This is a genomic window from Escherichia sp. MOD1-EC5189, from assembly GCF_002966045.1.
In the GTDB taxonomy this organism is placed as follows: domain Bacteria; phylum Pseudomonadota; class Gammaproteobacteria; order Enterobacterales; family Enterobacteriaceae; genus Escherichia; species Escherichia coli_F.
The window spans coordinates 1-16960 of sequence record NZ_PTRX01000030.1 but is presented as its reverse complement, the minus strand read 5'-3'; the positions used below and the strand labels follow the sequence as shown (position 1 = coordinate 16960).

Below are 16960 nucleotides of genomic sequence, written 5' to 3'. Positions count from 1 at the left end.
CGCTTTGCGGTGCTTTCCTGGAAGAACAAAATGTCATATACACCGATGAGTGATCTCGGACAACAAGGGTTGTTCGACATCACTCGGACACTATTGCAGCAGCCCGATCTGGCCTCGCTGTGTGAGGCTCTTTCGCAATTGGTAAAGCGTTCTGCGCTCGCCGACAATGCAGCTATTGTGTTGTGGCAAGCGCAGACTCAACGTGCGTCTTATTACGCGTCGCGTGAAAAAGACACCCCCATAAATTATGAAGACGAAACTGTTCTGGCACACGGTCCGGTGCGCAGCATTTTGTCGCGCCCTGATACACTGCATTGCAGTTACGAAGAATTTTGTGAAACCTGGCCGCAGCTGGCCGCTGGTGGGCTATACCCCAAATTTGGTCACTATTGCCTGATGCCACTGGCGGCGGAAGGGCATATTTTTGGTGGCTGTGAATTTATTCGTTATGACGATCGCCCGTGGAGTGAAAAAGAGTTCAATCGCCTGCAAACTTTTACGCAGATCATTTCTGTCGTCACCGAACAAATCCAGAGCCGCGTCGTCAATAATGTCGACTATGAGTTGTTATGCCGGGAACGCGATAACTTCCGCATCCTGGTTGCCATCACCAACGCGGTGCTTTCTCGCCTGGATATGGACGAACTGGTCAGCGAAGTCGCCAAAGAAATCCATTACTATTTCGACATTGACGATATCAGCATCGTCTTACGCAGCCACCGTAAAAACAAACTCAACATCTACTCCACTCACTATCTTGATAAACAGCATCCCGCTCACGAACAGAGCGAAGTCGATGAAGCTGGAACCCTCACCGAACGCGTGTTTAAAAGCAAAGAGATGCTGCTGATTAATCTCCACGAGCGAGATAATTTAGCCCCCTACGAACGCATGTTGTTCGACACCTGGGGCAACCAGATTCAAACCTTGTGCCTGTTACCGCTGATGTCTGGCGACACCATGCTGGGCGTGCTGAAACTGGCGCAATGCGAAGAGAAAGTGTTTACCACGACCAATCTGAATTTACTGCGCCAGATTGCTGAACGTGTGGCAATCGCTGTCGATAACGCCCTTGCCTATCAGGAAATTCATCGTCTGAAAGAACGACTGGTTGATGAAAATCTCGCCCTGACCGAGCAGCTCAACAATGTTGATAGTGAATTTGGCGAGATTATTGGTCGCAGTGAAGCCATGTACAGCGTGCTTAAACAAGTTGAAATGGTGGCACAAAGTGACAGTACAGTTCTGATCCTCGGTGAAACTGGCACTGGTAAAGAGCTGATTGCCCGCGCGATCCATAATCTCAGTGGGCGTAATAATCGCCGCATGGTAAAAATGAACTGCGCGGCGATGCCTGCCGGATTGTTGGAAAGCGATCTGTTTGGTCATGAGCGTGGTGCGTTTACCGGAGCCAGCGCCCAGCGTATCGGTCGTTTTGAACTGGCGGATAAAAGCTCCCTGTTCCTCGATGAAGTGGGTGATATGCCGCTGGAGTTACAACCGAAGTTGCTGCGTGTATTACAGGAACAGGAGTTTGAACGTCTCGGCAGTAATAAAATTATACAGACGGACGTGCGTTTAATTGCCGCGACTAACCGCGATCTGAAAAAAATGGTTGCCGACCGCGAGTTCCGTAGCGATCTCTATTACCGTCTGAACGTATTCCCGATCCACCTGCCGCCACTACGCGAGCGTCCGGAAGATATTCCGCTGCTGGCAAAAGCCTTTACTTTTAAGATTGCCCGCCGTCTGGGGCGTAATATCGACAGCATTCCTGCCGAAACGTTGCGCGCGTTGAGCAATATGGAGTGGCCGGGTAACGTACGCGAGCTGGAAAACGTCATTGAGCGCGCGGTATTGCTGACACGTGGCAACGTGCTGCAGCTGTCATTGCCTGATATTGCTTTACCGGAACCTAAAACGCCGCCGACTGCAACGGTCGTCGCTCAGGAGGGCGAAGATGAATATCAGCTAATTGTGCGTGTATTAAAAGAGACTAACGGCGTGGTTGCCGGGCCGAAAGGCGCGGCGCAACGTCTGGGACTAAAACGCACCACACTGCTATCACGGATGAAACGACTGGGGATTGATAAATCGGCATTGATTTAACTGCATTGAGGTGCCGGACAGATCTGCCTGTCCGGTATACTATTCACGAGGTTTTTTCGGGCGATATTTTTCTGGCAACTCCGGCACCGGACGCTTGTCATCAATGAGATGGCGTACGGTTAGGATCGGATGACGCCACAGCATGCGCGGCCCGGCCCAACGCATAATCTGTTTCATCTCTTCACGCTTTGCAGACTGGTAACAGTGCACCGGACACTGCTTACAGGCGGGTTTGTCTTCGCCGAACACACATTTATCCAGCCGTTTTTGCGCGTAGGCAAACAATGCCTCGTAATGCGCCGGCTCCGCTGACGCCTGCGGGCATTTCGCTTGATAAAGATCGATCATTTTTTTAATCGTCAGTTTTTCACGAGAGATACGCTTGCCAGACATGCTGCCTCCATACTCTTAAGATGTATTTATATTACAACTTAATTTGAAAGGGGACTATGGCTCTGAAGAAGAAGGATTATCCAACCGACACAATTTTGCGTACTTGCTTCATAAGCATTACGCAAAAGCTGCAAAACAGCATCTTTCCCGGAATCACCATCAAGAACTCGCCGTTCGCTTCTTCCCCTGAAATGATTAACTCCGGTATCATGTGCGCCTTATGTGATTACAACGAAAATAAAAATCATCACACCCCATTTAATATCAGGGAACCGGACATAACCCCATGAGTGCAATAGAAAATTTCGATGCCCATACGCCCATGATGCAGCAGTATCTCAAGCTGAAAGCCCAGCATCCGGAGATCCTGCTGTTTTACCGGATGGGCGACTTTTATGAACTGTTTTATGACGACGCAAAACGTGCGTCACAACTGCTGGATATTTCACTGACCAAACGCGGCGCTTCAGCGGGAGAGCCGATCCCGATGGCGGGGATTCCCTACCATGCGGTGGAAAACTATCTCGCCAAACTGGTGAATCAGGGCGAGTCCGTTGCTATTTGTGAACAGATTGGCGATCCGGCGACCAGCAAAGGGCCGGTCGAGCGCAAAGTTGTGCGTATCGTTACGCCGGGCACCATCAGCGATGAAGCGCTGTTGCAGGAACGTCAGGACAACCTGCTGGCGGCTATCTGGCAGGACAGCAAAGGATTCGGCTATGCAACGCTGGATATCAGTTCTGGTCGTTTTCGCCTGAGCGAACCGGCTGACCGCGAAACGATGGCGGCAGAACTGCAACGCACTAATCCGGCGGAACTGCTGTATGCAGAAGATTTTGCTGAAATGTCGCTGATTGAAGGTCGTCGCGGCTTGCGCCGTCGCCCGCTGTGGGAGTTTGAAATCGACACCGCGCGCCAGCAGTTGAATCTACAATTTGGCACTCGCGATCTGGTCGGTTTTGGCGTCGAGAACGCGCCGCGCGGACTTTGTGCCGCCGGTTGTCTGTTGCAGTATGCGAAAGATACTCAACGTACGACTCTGCCGCACATTCGTTCTATCACTATGGAACGTGAGCAGGACAGTATCATTATGGATGCCGCGACGCGCCGTAACCTGGAAATTACCCAGAACCTGGCGGGCGGTGCGGAAAACACGCTGGCTTCCGTGCTCGATTGCACTGTAACGCCGATGGGGAGTCGAATGCTGAAACGCTGGCTGCATATGCCAGTGCGCGATACCCGCGTGTTGCTTGAGCGCCAGCAAACTATTGGCGCATTGCAGGATTTCACCGCTGAGCTGCAGCCGGTACTGCGTCAGGTCGGCGACCTGGAACGTATTCTGGCACGTCTGGCTTTACGGACTGCTCGCCCACGCGATCTGGCCCGTATGCGTCACGCTTTCCAGCAACTGCCGGAGCTGCATGCGCAGTTAGAAAATGTCGATAGTGCACCGGTACAGGCGCTGCGTGAGAAAATGGGCGAGTTTGCCGAGCTGCGCGATCTGCTGGAGCGAGCAATCATCGACACACCGCCGGTGCTGGTACGCGACGGTGGTGTTATCGCACCGGGCTATAACGAAGAGCTGGATGAGTGGCGCGCGCTGGCTGACGGCGCGACCGATTATCTGGAGCGTCTGGAAGTTCGCGAGCGTGAACGTACCGGCCTGGACACGCTGAAAGTCGGCTTTAACGCGGTGCATGGTTATTACATTCAGATCAGCCGTGGACAAAGCCATCTGGCACCCATCAACTATATGCGTCGTCAGACGCTGAAAAACGCCGAACGCTACATTATTCCAGAGCTAAAAGAGTATGAAGACAAAGTACTCACCTCGAAAGGTAAAGCGCTGGCACTGGAAAAACAGCTTTATGAAGAGTTGTTCGACCTGCTGTTGCCGCATCTGGAGGCGTTGCAACAGAGCGCGAGCGCACTGGCAGAACTCGACGTACTGGTGAACCTGGCGGAACGGGCCTATACCCTGAACTACACCTGCCCGACCTTCATTGATAAACCGGGTATTCGCATTACCGAAGGTCGCCATCCGGTAGTTGAACAGGTACTGAATGAGCCGTTTATCGCTAACCCGCTGAACCTGTCGCCGCAGCGTCGCATGTTGATCATCACCGGTCCGAACATGGGCGGTAAAAGTACCTATATGCGCCAGACCGCACTGATTGCGCTGATGGCCTATATCGGCAGCTACGTACCGGCGCAAAAAGTCGAGATTGGCCCGATTGACCGTATCTTTACCCGTGTGGGCGCGGCTGACGATCTGGCATCCGGGCGTTCAACCTTTATGGTGGAGATGACCGAAACCGCCAATATTCTGCATAACGCCACGGAGTACAGCCTGGTGTTGATGGATGAGATTGGGCGCGGAACGTCCACTTACGATGGTCTGTCGCTGGCATGGGCGTGCGCTGAAAATCTGGCGAATAAGATTAAAGCGTTGACGTTGTTTGCTACCCACTACTTTGAACTGACTCAACTGCCGGAGAAAATGGAAGGCGTCGCCAACGTGCATCTTGATGCGCTGGAGCACGGCGATACCATTGCCTTTATGCACAGTGTGCAGGATGGCGCGGCGAGCAAAAGCTACGGCCTGGCGGTTGCTGCTCTGGCGGGCGTGCCAAAAGAGGTGATTAAGCGCGCACGGCAAAAACTGCGTGAACTGGAAAGCATTTCGCCGAACGCCGCCGCTACGCAAGTGGATGGTACGCAAATGTCTTTGCTGTCAGTACCGGAAGAAACCTCGCCAGCGGTCGAAGCACTGGAAAATCTCGACCCGGATTCACTGACTCCGCGTCAGGCGCTGGAGTGGATTTATCGCTTGAAGAGTTTGCTGTAATGGCATAATCCCCGATGGCCTTCCCATCGGGGATTATTAATTATTATTGGCTCAATAACAGATGGAGTATAATTAAAATCAGGACTCAACAATTAATTCATGGAATGTATGAAAAATTTAATTTTATTTACTCTACTAATTTTACATTTTCCTCTTACAGGTTATTGTGCCAAAGAACCCTCGCTTGATGATCTTATCCAGGCTGAACAACGTTATTCTAAAAACAAACAGGAAAACCTGAAAAATATCATCGCAAGGGCACAAGGCGGCGATAAATCTGCGCAAAAAGGATTGGGAATTGTTTACCAGGAAGGGGTAACGGGGGTTAAAAACCGCGATAAAGCATTTTACTGGTTTAATCTGGCAGCCAGTCAGGGAGATGACATTGCGCAATTTTATGTCGGGCTTTTATATCATCAGGGAGATGAAGACACACCGCCGGATTACCAGAATGCCATTCACTGGTATGAGAAATCAGCCAGACAGGGAAATCTTCAGGCACAGATAAACTGTGCCAATATCTATCAGTTTGGTCCAGAGAAGTTCCATGATATCGATAAAGCAAAATCCTGGCTCGTTAAAGCGGCGCAAAAGGGAAACCCCATTGCACATGCTAATTTAGGGCTCCTCGCAGCCGAGGAAAAGAATTATCTCCAGGCTGCGACATATCTTAAGTTTGCGGCAGAAAAAGGCGACAAAATTGGTCAGTATAATTATGGTACGCTCTTTTTAACGGGCGATGGTGTACCCGCTGATATTAAACAGGCTAAATACTGGTTTGAAAAAGCTGCCGCACAAGATTTACCTCATGCCCAAATATCCTTAGGCCGCATTTACGCCTGGGGCATTGATGAGAACGGTGTGGATAAAGACAAAGCGCTATACTGGTTACATAAAGCAGAAGCAGCTGGCGCAATCACTGATGTCGAGATTAACACCATTCTGTTTCAGAAGCCGGAATAATTCTTTTTACGGAACGCGATCAATGCCAGATATTCGTTATCGTAAAATTGAAACCACTCATTATCGCCATATCTGGGTGGTAGGTGACATTCATGGAGATTATCAATTATTGCAATCCCGCCTGCACCAATTATCTTTTTGTCCTGAAACAGACTTACTTATTTCTGTCGGCGATAATATTGATCGTGGGCCGGAGAGTCTTAACGTGCTGCGCCTGCTAAACCAGCCCTGGTTTACATCGGTTAAAGGCAACCATGAAGCGATGGCATTGGATGCGTTCGCGACCGGCGATGGCAATATGTGGCTTGCCAGCGGTGGCGACTGGTTCTTTGAGTTAAGTGATACGGAACAAAAAGAAGCAATAGACCTGTTGCTACGTTTTCATAATCTTCCACATATTGTTGAAATCACTAACGACATAATAAAATATGTCATCGCGCATGCAGATTATCCGGGGAATGAATATCTCTTTGGCAAAGAAATAGCGGAGAGAGAATTACTCTGGCCTGTTGATCGCGTACTGAAATCGCTCAAAGGCGAGTTACAGGAAATAAACGGCGCCGACTGCTTTATCTTCGGACATATGATGTTTGATAACATCCAGACATTCGCCAACCAGGTTTATATTGATACCGGTTCGCCGGAAAGCGGGCGCCTGTCATTTTATAAAATAAAGTAGTCTCATGCTTCTTCTGTGAAGCATGAGTAACCCGGTGTTATTGCAGGTCATTATTCATTTTTCGCTACCAGCAAAGAGAGATCCAGCTTCGCCAGCGCGCGACTGGCACTCTCCGGCAGACCGTCGTCAGTAATGATCTGATCAAACTCGCTTAATGGTAACGCCAGCCATGTCGCCACCTGGCCATATTTTGTGGCATCACAGACCAGAACTCGCTGGCGGCTGGCACTGGCAATCGCCCGTTTCACCGTAACTTTATCTTCTGCTGGCGTAGAGATCCCCCGCACACTCCATGACGATGCAGAAATAAAAGCCTGATCAATCATCAGGCTACGCAGCATGGTCGCAGCGGCTTCCCCAACACAGGAACGGTTTTCCCGACACACTGCGCCGCCAGTGTGAATAATTGTGCAATTACTGTTGTCGAGCAAGTAGTCCGCAATAACGAAATCGTTTGTGACCACAGTCAGTGACTCCATGTGAATCAGATGCTGTGCTATCGCTAGCGTGGTCGTTCCCGCATCCAGATAGATACAACTTCCCGGCTGAACAAGACTTGCCGCCAGCTTGCCAATAGCCGCTTTTTGCGTCATTGCCAGCGCAGTTTTTACCTGATGAGAAGGTTCATGCGCCACGCGTCCCGGAGACTGGACGCCTCCGGACACCAGCACAACAGCTCCCTGCTGCTCCAGTTTTTGTAAATCCCGACGAATGGTCATATGTGACACATTCATTCTGTCCGTTAGTTCAGCAATACTGACAATGCCTTTTTCAGCTACCATCTCAAGGATGATTTGGCGACGCTCTACGGGTATCAACTTTTGCTCCTTCCTTTGTCCTGCTGACATTCTACGCTATTTGCCTGCGAAACGTGCGCGGCGCAACTAACGCTTAGTTCACATAAAATAACACACAATGTTAATTTTTGTGAATCAGCTCACCATATCGTTATCTTCCAGCGCTTATATTCACATTATCAAACAAAATATCACTTAAATTAACAAGGAGAGCAGATGAAAACGGGATCTGAGTTTCATGTCGGTATCGTTGGCTTAGGGTCAATGGGAATGGGAGCAGCACTGTCATGTGTCCGCGCAGGTCTTTCTACCTGGGGCGCAGACCTAAACAGCAATGCCTGCGCTACGTTGAAAGAGGCAGGTGCTTGCGGGGTTTCTGATAACGCCGCGACGTTTGCCGAAAAACTGGACGCTCTGCTGGTGCTGGTGGTCAATGCGGCCCAGGTTAAACAGGTGCTGTTTGGTGAAACAGGCGTTGCACAACATCTGAAACCCGGTACGGCAGTAATGGTTTCTTCCACTATCGCTAGTGCTGATGCGCAAGAAATTGCTACCGCTCTGGCTGGATTCGATCTGGAAATGCTGGATGCGCCAGTTTCTGGTGGTGCAGTAAAAGCCGCTAACGGTGAAATGACTGTCATGGCCTCCGGTAGCGATATTGCCTTTGAACGACTGGCCCCCGTGCTGGAAGCCGTTGCCGGAAAAGTTTATCGCATAGGTGCAGAACCGGGACTAGGTTCGACCGTAAAAATTATTCACCAGTTGTTAGCGGGCGTACATATTGCTGCCGGAGCCGAAGCGATGGCACTTGCAGCCCGTGCGGGGATCCCGCTGGATGTGATGTATGACGTCGTGACCAATGCCGCCGGAAATTCCTGGATGTTCGAAAACCGGATGCGTCATGTGGTGGATGGCGATTACACCCCGCATTCAGCCGTCGATATTTTTGTTAAGGATCTTGGTCTGGTTGCCGATACAGCCAAAGCCCTGCACTTCCCGCTGCCATTGGCCTCAACAGCATTGAATATGTTCACCAGCGCCAGTAACGCGGGTTACGGGAAAGAAGACGATAGCGCAGTTATCAAGATTTTCTCTGGCATCACTCTACCGGGAGCAAAATCATGATCAAGATTGGCGTTATCGCTGATGATTTTACCGGCGCGACGGATATCGCCAGTTTTCTGGTGGAAAACGGTCTACCAACGGTACAAATTAACGGTGTTCCAACAGGTAAAATGCCGGAAGCAATCGACGCACTGGTGATCAGCCTGAAAACGCGTTCCTGTCCGGTGGTTGAAGCCACACAGCAATCGCTGGCGGCTCTGAGCTGGTTGCAACAGCAAGGTTGCAAACAGATCTATTTCAAATACTGCTCTACTTTCGACAGTACGGCGAAAGGTAATATCGGCCCGGTTACCGATGCATTAATGGATGCTCTCGACACGCCGTTTACGGTCTTCTCTCCGGCCCTGCCGGTCAACGGACGTACGGTTTATCAGGGGTATTTGTTCGTAATGAATCAACTGCTGGCCGAATCCGGGATGCGCCATCACCCGGTAAATCCCATGACCGACAGCTATCTTCCCCGTCTGGTTGAAGCGCAATCCACAGGGCGCTGCGGCGTCGTTTCGGCACATGTTTTCGAACAAGGTGTGGATGCCGTTCGTCAAGAGCTGGCTCGCTTACAGCAAGAGGGCTATCGCTACGCGGTGCTTGATGCGCTGACCGAACACCATCTGGAAATTCAGGGGGAAGCCTTGCGCGATGCCCCACTGGTAACGGGCGGTTCTGGTCTGGCGATTGGCCTGGCCCGGCAGTGGCCGCAAGAAAACGGTAACCAGGCTCGCGAAGCAGGGCGTCCGCTCGCTGGGCGCGGCGTAGTGCTCTCCGGTTCATGCTCTCAAATGACCAACCGCCAGGTGGCACATTACCGTCAAATTGCACCAGCCCGTGAAGTTGATGTGGCACGCTGCCTCTCAACCGAAACTCTGGCCGCTTATGCACACGAGCTGGCAGAGTGGGTTCTGGGCCAGGAAAGTGTACTTGCTCCACTGGTTTTTGCCACCGCCAGCACTGACGCATTGGCAGCAATTCAACAGCAATACGGTGCACAAAAAGCCAGTCAGGCAGTAGAAACACTGTTTTCTCAACTAGCGGCGCAGTTAGCAGCGGAAGGCGTGACACGCTTTATTGTCGCAGGCGGTGAGACCTCCGGCGTAGTCACACAGAGCCTGGGAATAAAAGGGTTTCATATTGGCCCAACCATTTCCCCCGGAGTGCCGTGGGTAAACGCACTGGATAAGCCTGTCTCACTCGCCCTTAAATCTGGCAACTTCGGTGATGAAGCCTTTTTTTCACGAGCCCAAAGAGAGTTTTTATCATGAGCGATTTCGCAAAAGTAGAGCAGTCTTTGCGAGAGGAGATGACGCGGATTGCCAGTTCATTCTTTCAGCGCGGCTATGCAACCGGTTCGGCTGGCAATCTGTCGCTGCTTTTACCTGACGGGAATTTACTGGCGACACCGACAGGTTCATGCCTGGGCAATCTCGATCCGCAGCGGCTTTCCAAAGTCGCCGTGGATGGCGAATGGTTAAGTGGTGACAAACCCTCGAAAGAGGTGCTCTTTCATCTGGCGCTGTATCGCAACAATCCGCGCTGTAAAGCGGTAGTGCATTTGCACAGTACGTGGTCGACGGCGCTTTCCTGCCTGGAAGGGCTGGACAGCAATAACGTTATTCGGCCGTTCACACCATACGTGGTGATGCGGATGGGTAATGTCCCGCTGGTGCCCTATTACCGACCGGGCGATAAACGTATCGCACAGGATCTGGCGGAACTGGCAGCAGACAATCAGGCTTTTTTACTGGCAAATCATGGCCCAGTGGTTTGCGGTGAAAGCCTGCAAGAAGCCGCCAACAATATGGAAGAGCTGGAGGAAACGGCAAAGCTGATTTTTATTCTCGGTGACCGCCCGATCCGTTATCTGACCGCAGGTGAAATTGCGGAATTAAGGAGTTAATGCAATGCCTCGTTTTGCAGCTAATTTATCCATGATGTTCACCGAAGTGCCTTTTATTGAACGCTTCGCCGCAGCGCGAAAAGCCGGGTTCGATGCTGTGGAATTTCTGTTTCCCTATGACTACTCCCCCCTGCAAATCCAAAAGCAACTGGTGCAAAACCATCTGACACTGGCGCTGTTCAATACCGCTCCCGGAGATATTAATGCGGGAGAATGGGGATTATCCGCCCTTCCAGGACGTGAGCACGAAGCACGCGCAGACATCGACCTGGCACTGGAATATGCATTGGCGCTCAATTGTGAACAAGTCCATGTGATGGCAGGCGTCGTGCCCGCTGGCGAAGATGCTGAACGGTACCGGGCAGTATTTATTGATAATCTCCGCTACGCTGCCGACCGCTTTGCGCCACACGGCAAGCGAATATTGGTTGAAGCACTCAGCCCCGGCGTTAAGCCTCATTATCTCTTCTCCAGCCAGTATCAGGCACTGGCTATTGTTGAAGAGGTTGCGCGAGATAACGTGTTTATTCAACTAGATACTTTCCATGCGCAAAAAGTAGATGGCAACCTGACACATTTAATCCGCGACTACGCCGGGAAATATGCGCACATACAAATTGCCGGACTACCTGATCGACATGAACCGGACGATGGAGAAATCAACTATCCGTGGCTGTTCCGCCTGTTCGATGAAGTGGGATATCAGGGCTGGATCGGTTGTGAATACAAACCTCGTGGCCTCACCGAAGAAGGGCTTGGCTGGTTTGACGCCTGGCGCTAATTCGCTCAATCCCTAATTACAACGTACCCATACATCCCCCCATCTACGGATGGGGTAGGTTAACTATAACTTTCAGACAGGGTTTCCCATGTCCACAATTACTTTGTTATGCATTGCGTTAGCTGGCGTAATCATGCTGTTGCTGCTGGTCATCAAGGCAAAGGTTCAACCATTCGTTGCTCTGCTCCTCGTCAGCCTGTTAGTCGCACTTGCGGCGGGTATACCGGCGGGCGAAGTGGGTAAAGTGATGATCGCCGGGATGGGCGGTGTGCTTGGTTCCGTCACTATTATTATTGGTCTGGGCGCTATGCTGGGGCGTATGATCGAACACTCTGGTGGTGCAGAGTCACTGGCTAATTATTTCAGTCGCAAGTTAGGTGACAAACGAACTATCGCTGCGCTGACTCTGGCAGCGTTCTTCCTCGGTATTCCCGTCTTCTTTGATGTCGGCTTTATTATTCTTGCGCCAATCATTTACGGTTTTGCCAAGGTTGCCAAAATATCGCCACTCAAATTTGGCCTGCCTGTCGCTGGAATCATGCTAACTGTTCATGTGGCGGTACCGCCGCATCCAGGCCCTGTCGCCGCAGCGGGGTTACTCCACGCAGACATCGGCTGGCTAACCATCATCGGTATTGCGATTTCTATTCCCGTAGGGATTGTTGGCTACTTTGCAGCGAAAATAATCAATAAGCGCCAATATGCGATGTCGGTGGAAGTACTGGAACAGATGCAACTGGCTCCGGCCAGTGAGGAAGGCGCGACAAAATTAAGCGATAAAATAAATCCACCGGGCGTCGCGCTGGTCACCTCGCTAATTGTTATTCCTATCGCGATTATCATGGCGGGTACGGTTTCCGCAACACTGATGCCGCCTTCGCATCCCCTGCTTGGTACGCTACAGCTGATCGGCTCACCAATGGTAGCTCTAATGATTGCGCTGGTGCTGGCATTCTGGTTATTGGCTTTACGTCGCGGCTGGAGCTTACAACACACCAGCGACATTATGGGCTCAGCCCTTCCCACTGCGGCGGTAGTGATTTTGGTTACTGGTGCTGGAGGGGTATTTGGCAAAGTGCTGGTGGAATCGGGCGTCGGCAAAGCCCTTGCCAACATGCTACAAATGATTGACCTGCCTCTGTTACCAGCCGCATTTATTATTTCACTGGCGCTGCGTGCATCGCAGGGGTCAGCAACCGTAGCAATCCTGACAACCGGCGGGTTACTCTCAGAAGCGGTGATGGGATTGAATCCGATTCAGTGCGTATTGGTGACGCTGGCAGCCTGCTTTGGTGGGCTTGGCGCGTCACATATTAATGACTCAGGGTTCTGGATTGTGACCAAATATCTGGGGTTGTCGGTAGCAGACGGTCTGAAAACCTGGACAGTGTTAACGACCATTCTCGGTTTTACCGGATTCTTAATTACCTGGTGCGTATGGGCGGTAATTTGACCTTAATAAAAAGGTCCGATGGGCATCGGACCTTTTATTTAGCGCTTACCTTCCGCCAGCAGCGGCGGGATGCTCGGCACCATCGGCGCGTCATCAATATCTTTCTGCGTCATACGGAACGCTTGCGGGTAATGTTCGCGGCTGGTGCGGCGTAGCGGTTCAGTATCGCGCCAGGTATAAAGGCAATGCTGGCACTGGTAGACCGTCCAGACATCTTTTACCGGCGATTTCGCCATCACTTCAATCTGTTCATCGGCACAACGTGGACAAATCATCTTGTTCTCCTTATTTACGTGCGGCCAGCATAGCGGTCAGTTTTTCAGCCCAGGCTTTGGTTTCCGGTAAGTCCACCACCGGCTGGCTGTAGTGACCACGGTTGTCCGGGGCGACAGGCGTAGTGGCGTCGATAATCAGCTTGTCGGTGATCCCCGCCGGGCTTGAGCCAGGGTCGAGTTCCAGTACTGACATATTCGGCAACTGCACCAGATCCCCTGCCGGGTTCACTTTCGACGAGAGCGCCCACATCACCTGCGGCAGGTTGAACGGGTCAACGTCTTCATCGACCATAATCACCATCTTCACATAACCCAGACCGTGCGGCGTGGTCATCGCACGCAGGCCCACTGCGCGGGCAAAGCCGCCATAGCGTTTTTTGGTGGAGATAATCGCCAGCAGGCCGTGGGTGTACATAGCGTTCACCGCCTGCACTTCCGGGAACTCGGCTTTCAACTGCTGGTAAAGCGGCACACAGGTGGCTGGCCCCATCAGGTAGTCGATTTCGGTCCACGGCATACCGAGATAGAGCGATTCAAAAATCGGTTTGGTGCGGTAAGAGACTTTATCGATGCGCACTACGGTCATGTTGCGCCCGCCGGAGTAGTGCCCGGTAAACTCACCGAACGGCCCTTCGATTTCACGTTTGCGGCTTTCGATAACCCCTTCGAGGATCACTTCTGAACCCCACGGCACATCAAAACCGGTCAGCGGGGCGGTGGCGATCGGGTACGGGCTTTCGCGTAGCGCGCCCGCCATTTCGTACTCCGATTGATCATATTTCAGCGGGGTGGCGCCCATCAGTGTGATGATCGGATCGTTACCCAGCGTGATGGCAATTGGCAAATCTTCACCACGTTCTTCCGCTTTATGCAGATGCAGGGCGATATCGTGCATCGGCACCGGTTGCAGGCCGAGCTTACGCTTACCCTTCACTTCCATACGATAGATGCCGACGTTCTGCTTGCCGAAGTTATCCGGATCGAGCGGATCGCGGGAAACCACGCACGCTTTGTCGAGATAGAAACCGCCATCGCCATCGTTTAAACGAAACAGCGGCAGGATATTGAACAAATTGATCTCGTCGCCATCGACGGTGTTCTGCGCCCAGGCAGGATTCGCACGGCGCTCCGGGGCTATCGGGAAGTTATCCCAGCGGCGGATAAACTCATCAATCTGTTTTTTAACCGGGGTGTTTGGCGGCAGACCGAGAGAAATTGCGTGGTTCTGCCAGGAACCGATGGTGTTCATTGCAACGCGGGCATCGATAAAGCCGCGAATATTATCAAACCACAGCGCGGGCGCGCCGTCGCCGATACGCCCGGTGGCGTTGGCAGCGGCTGCCAGATCCGGTTCCGCGTTCACCTCTTCGCTGATTTTCAGTAACTGGCCGTGGTCATCAAGCGCCTGTAAGAAGCTGCGTAAATCATCAAATGCCATTATTCATTCTCCTGAGAAAAATTCCGGGCCTGCGGCAACCCTTGCCAGCGCCTGGCGTGAGGATGTTCGAGGCCAAATTGATCCAGCACGCGGGCTACCACGTGGTGGACAATGTCATCTACCGTTTCGGGATGGTTATAAAAGGCAGGCATCGGCGGCACCATCGCCACGCCCATGCGCGAAAGTGCGAGCATATTTTCGAGATGGATGGTGCTAAGCGGCATTTCACGCGGCACCAGCACCAGTTTGCGGCCTTCTTTGAGCACGACGTCCGCCGCGCGCCCTACGAGACCATCGGCGTAACCAGCGCGGATACCGGCGAGCGTTTTCATACTGCATGGAATAACGATCATGCCGTCGGTACGAAAGGAGCCGGAAGAGATGGTCGCAGCCTGATCCGCCGGGTTATGGCTGAAGTCAGCGAGGGCGGCAACATCGCGAGCGCTGTAAGGCGTTTCCAGTTCAATAGTGGTTTTCGCCCACTTCGACATCACCAGATGAGTCTCGACATTCGGCCTCTCCCGCAGCGCTTGCAGTAATGCCACACCAAGAGGCGCACCGGTAGCCCCTGTCATCCCGACGATCAGTTTCATTGCTTACTCTCTTAATTGTTCGTATACGAACGTTATTATTAACATACTCCTTCATTTCCACAGCGGCAAGGATTGAAAAGTAACAACATCTTCTTCGTCACTGAAAAACCGCTATGATAGCGACAGAGAATTAGCCCGGAGTTTACATGGCGTTACGAAATAAAGCGTTCCATCAGTTACGACAGCTTTTTCAGCAGCATACGGCCCGCTGGCAGCACGAGTTACCTGACCTGACCAAACCACAGTACGCGGTGATGCGCGCCATTGCTGATAAGCCAGGCATCGAACAGGTGGCACTGATGGAAGCAGCCGTCAGCACCAAAGCAACGCTGGCAGAAATGCTGGCACGAATGGAAAATCGTGGCTTAGTCAGACGAGAACATGACACCGCTGATAAGCGGCGACGCTTTGTCTGGCTGACTGCCGAAGGAGAAAAGGTACTTGCTGCGGCGATACCGATTGGTGACAGTGTGGATGAGGAATTTTTGGGGCGTTTGAGTGGAGAAGAGCAGGAGCTGTTTATGCAGCTGGTGCGCAAGATGATGAGCAAATAGGATGTTGATTGCCGGATGGGACGCTGACGTGTCTTATCCAGGCGACGAAACACACCAACTCCCCATACAAAAGAAAAAAGCCAGCCTCATAAGAGACTGGCCTTTCTGACAGATGCTTACTTATTCGCGGAACAGCGCTTCGATATTCAGCCCCTGCGTTTGCAGGATTTCGCGCAAACGGCGCAGGCCTTCAACCTGAATCTGGCGAACACGTTCACGGGTGAGGCCAATTTCACGACCTACATCTTCCAGTGTTGCCGCTTCGTACCCCAGCAAACCGAATCGACGTGCCAGCACTTCACGCTGTTTGGCGTTCAGTTCGAACAGCCATTTGACGATGCTTTGTTTCATATCGTCATCTTGCGTGGTATCTTCCGGGCCGTTTTCTTTTTCATCGGCCAGGATGTCCAGCAACGCTTTTTCGGAATCTCCACCCAGCGGGGTGTCTACCGAGGTAATGCGCTCGTTAAGACGAAGCATACGGCTGACGTCATCAACTGGCTTATCCAGCTGCTCTGCGATCTCTTCCGCACTTGGTTCGTGGTCCAGTTTATGGGACAACTCGCGTGCGGTTCGCAGGTAAACGTTCAGCTCCTTTACGATGTGAATCGGCAAACGAATAGTACGGGTTTGGTTCATAATCGCCCGTTCGATCGTCTGGCGAATCCACCAGGTTGCGTATGTTGAGAAGCGGAAACCACGTTCCGGGTCAAACTTCTCTACCGCGCGGATCAGCCCCAGGTTGCCCTCTTCGATAAGATCCAGCAAAGCCAGACCACGATTGCCATAACGGCGGGCAATTTTTACCACCAGACGCAAGTTACTCTCGATCATCCGGCGGCGGGAGGCAACATCTCCTCGCAGTGCGCGACGCGCAAAATAAACTTCTTCTTCGGCCGTTAACAGTGGTGAATAACCAATCTCACCAAGGTAAAGCTGAGTCGCGTCCAACACACGCTGTGTGGCCCCTTGCGATAACAGTGATCTTACCCAGCAATAGTGGACACGCGGCTAAGTGAGTAAACTCTCAGTCAGAGGTGACTCACATGACAAAAACA

At 52.0% G+C, this 16960-nt stretch carries 16 protein-coding genes and 1 pseudogene; 10 read left to right on the top strand and 7 right to left on the bottom strand.

From position 1 onward, the window contains the following. Nucleotides 1-30: 30 nt before the first annotated feature. Nucleotides 31-2109, top strand: a complete 2079-nt coding sequence (gene flhA / locus ATB02_RS20745; RefSeq protein ID WP_105272170.1) for a formate hydrogenlyase transcriptional activator FlhA — start codon at nt 31-33, stop codon at nt 2107-2109. Nucleotides 2110-2148: 39 nt separating this feature from the next. On the opposite strand, the gene ATB02_RS20740 is transcribed toward flhA, so the two are convergent. Both ATB02_RS20740 and ATB02_RS26485 read right to left on the bottom strand, forming a co-directional pair. Next, the gene (locus ATB02_RS20740; protein WP_105272169.1) at nt 2149-2502 is read right to left on the bottom strand and encodes a nitrous oxide-stimulated promoter family protein; all 354 of its coding nucleotides are present in this window, start codon (nt 2500-2502) and stop codon (nt 2149-2151) included. Nucleotides 2503-2578: 76 nt separating this feature from the next. Next, nucleotides 2579-2713 carry a hypothetical protein gene (locus ATB02_RS26485; RefSeq protein WP_000611938.1) on the bottom strand — a complete coding sequence of 45 codons (135 nt, stop codon included), beginning with the start codon at nt 2711-2713 and terminating at the stop codon, nt 2579-2581. A 75-nt stretch (nt 2714-2788) separates the two neighbouring features. Between ATB02_RS26485 and mutS the strand changes: the two genes are divergently transcribed. The 3 genes from mutS to pphB all read left to right on the top strand — a co-directional run bounded on the left by mutS (nt 2789) and on the right by pphB (nt 6992). Beyond that, nucleotides 2789-5350 carry a DNA mismatch repair protein MutS gene (gene mutS / locus ATB02_RS20735; protein WP_105272168.1) on the top strand — a complete coding sequence of 854 codons (2562 nt, stop codon included), beginning with the start codon at nt 2789-2791 and terminating at the stop codon, nt 5348-5350. Nucleotides 5351-5458: 108 nt separating this feature from the next. Continuing rightward, nucleotides 5459-6313: a tetratricopeptide repeat protein gene (locus ATB02_RS20730; RefSeq protein ID WP_105272167.1), complete on the top strand. Its 855-nt coding sequence runs from the start codon at nt 5459-5461 to the stop codon at nt 6311-6313. Between the two features lie 22 nt (nt 6314-6335). Then, nucleotides 6336-6992, top strand: a complete 657-nt coding sequence (pphB, locus tag ATB02_RS20725) for a protein-serine/threonine phosphatase (protein ID WP_105272166.1) — start codon at nt 6336-6338, stop codon at nt 6990-6992. Nucleotides 6993-7042: 50 nt separating this feature from the next. Here the strand turns inward: pphB and ygbI are convergent, their stop codons facing one another. After that, nucleotides 7043-7810, bottom strand: coding sequence for a DNA-binding transcriptional repressor YgbI (gene ygbI, locus ATB02_RS20720; protein ID WP_033549717.1), 768 nt, complete (start codon nt 7808-7810; stop codon nt 7043-7045). A 195-nt stretch (nt 7811-8005) separates the two neighbouring features. On the opposite strand from ygbI, the gene ltnD reads away from it, so the two are divergent. From ltnD to ATB02_RS20695, 5 genes are all read left to right on the top strand, one after another. Beyond that, nucleotides 8006-8914, top strand: coding sequence for an L-threonate dehydrogenase (gene ltnD / locus ATB02_RS20715; protein WP_000847985.1), 909 nt, complete (start codon nt 8006-8008; stop codon nt 8912-8914). Then, nucleotides 8911-10173: a 3-oxo-tetronate kinase gene (gene otnK, locus ATB02_RS20710; protein ID WP_088542238.1), complete on the top strand. Its 1263-nt coding sequence runs from the start codon at nt 8911-8913 to the stop codon at nt 10171-10173. Before ltnD ends, otnK begins: the two co-directional genes overlap by 4 nt. After that, on the top strand, nt 10170-10808 hold the full coding sequence (otnC, locus tag ATB02_RS20705; protein WP_088542239.1) for a 3-oxo-tetronate 4-phosphate decarboxylase: 639 nt from the start codon (nt 10170-10172) through the stop codon (nt 10806-10808). Before otnK ends, otnC begins: the two co-directional genes overlap by 4 nt. Before the next feature lie 4 nt (nt 10809-10812). Then, nucleotides 10813-11589 (top strand): HPr family phosphocarrier protein, encoded by a 777-nt coding sequence (locus ATB02_RS20700; RefSeq protein WP_088542240.1) that lies wholly within the window; start codon nt 10813-10815, stop codon nt 11587-11589. An 88-nt stretch (nt 11590-11677) separates the two neighbouring features. Further along, on the top strand, nt 11678-13042 hold the full coding sequence (locus ATB02_RS20695; RefSeq protein WP_000104432.1) for a GntP family transporter: 1365 nt from the start codon (nt 11678-11680) through the stop codon (nt 13040-13042). Nucleotides 13043-13080: 38 nt separating this feature from the next. On the opposite strand, the gene ATB02_RS20690 is transcribed toward ATB02_RS20695, so the two are convergent. The 3 genes from ATB02_RS20690 to ATB02_RS20680 are packed head-to-tail and all read right to left on the bottom strand — an operon-like array spanning nt 13081 to nt 15348. Next, a complete protein-coding gene (locus ATB02_RS20690) occupies nt 13081-13317 on the bottom strand; it encodes a non-oxidative hydroxyarylic acid decarboxylases subunit D (RefSeq protein ID WP_047669940.1) in 237 nt (78 codons plus the stop codon). 10 nt (nt 13318-13327) lie between these two features. Next, entirely contained in the window at nt 13328-14755 is a 1428-nt protein-coding gene (locus ATB02_RS20685; RefSeq protein WP_039021012.1) for a non-oxidative hydroxyarylic acid decarboxylases subunit C, read from the bottom strand. Then, nucleotides 14755-15348, bottom strand: coding sequence for a non-oxidative hydroxyarylic acid decarboxylases subunit B (locus ATB02_RS20680; RefSeq protein ID WP_105272165.1), 594 nt, complete (start codon nt 15346-15348; stop codon nt 14755-14757). The genes ATB02_RS20685 and ATB02_RS20680 overlap by 1 nt, the downstream gene beginning before the upstream one ends. A 146-nt stretch (nt 15349-15494) precedes the next feature. On the opposite strand from ATB02_RS20680, the gene ATB02_RS20675 reads away from it, so the two are divergent. Continuing rightward, nucleotides 15495-15902 (top strand): MarR family winged helix-turn-helix transcriptional regulator, encoded by a 408-nt coding sequence (locus tag ATB02_RS20675; protein ID WP_001208080.1) that lies wholly within the window; start codon nt 15495-15497, stop codon nt 15900-15902. Between the two features lie 120 nt (nt 15903-16022). On the opposite strand, the pseudogene rpoS reads toward ATB02_RS20675, so the two are convergent. After that, nucleotides 16023-16883, bottom strand: a pseudogene (gene rpoS / locus ATB02_RS20670) (RNA polymerase sigma factor RpoS); the annotation flags it as partial. Nucleotides 16884-16960 lie beyond the last annotated feature (77 nt).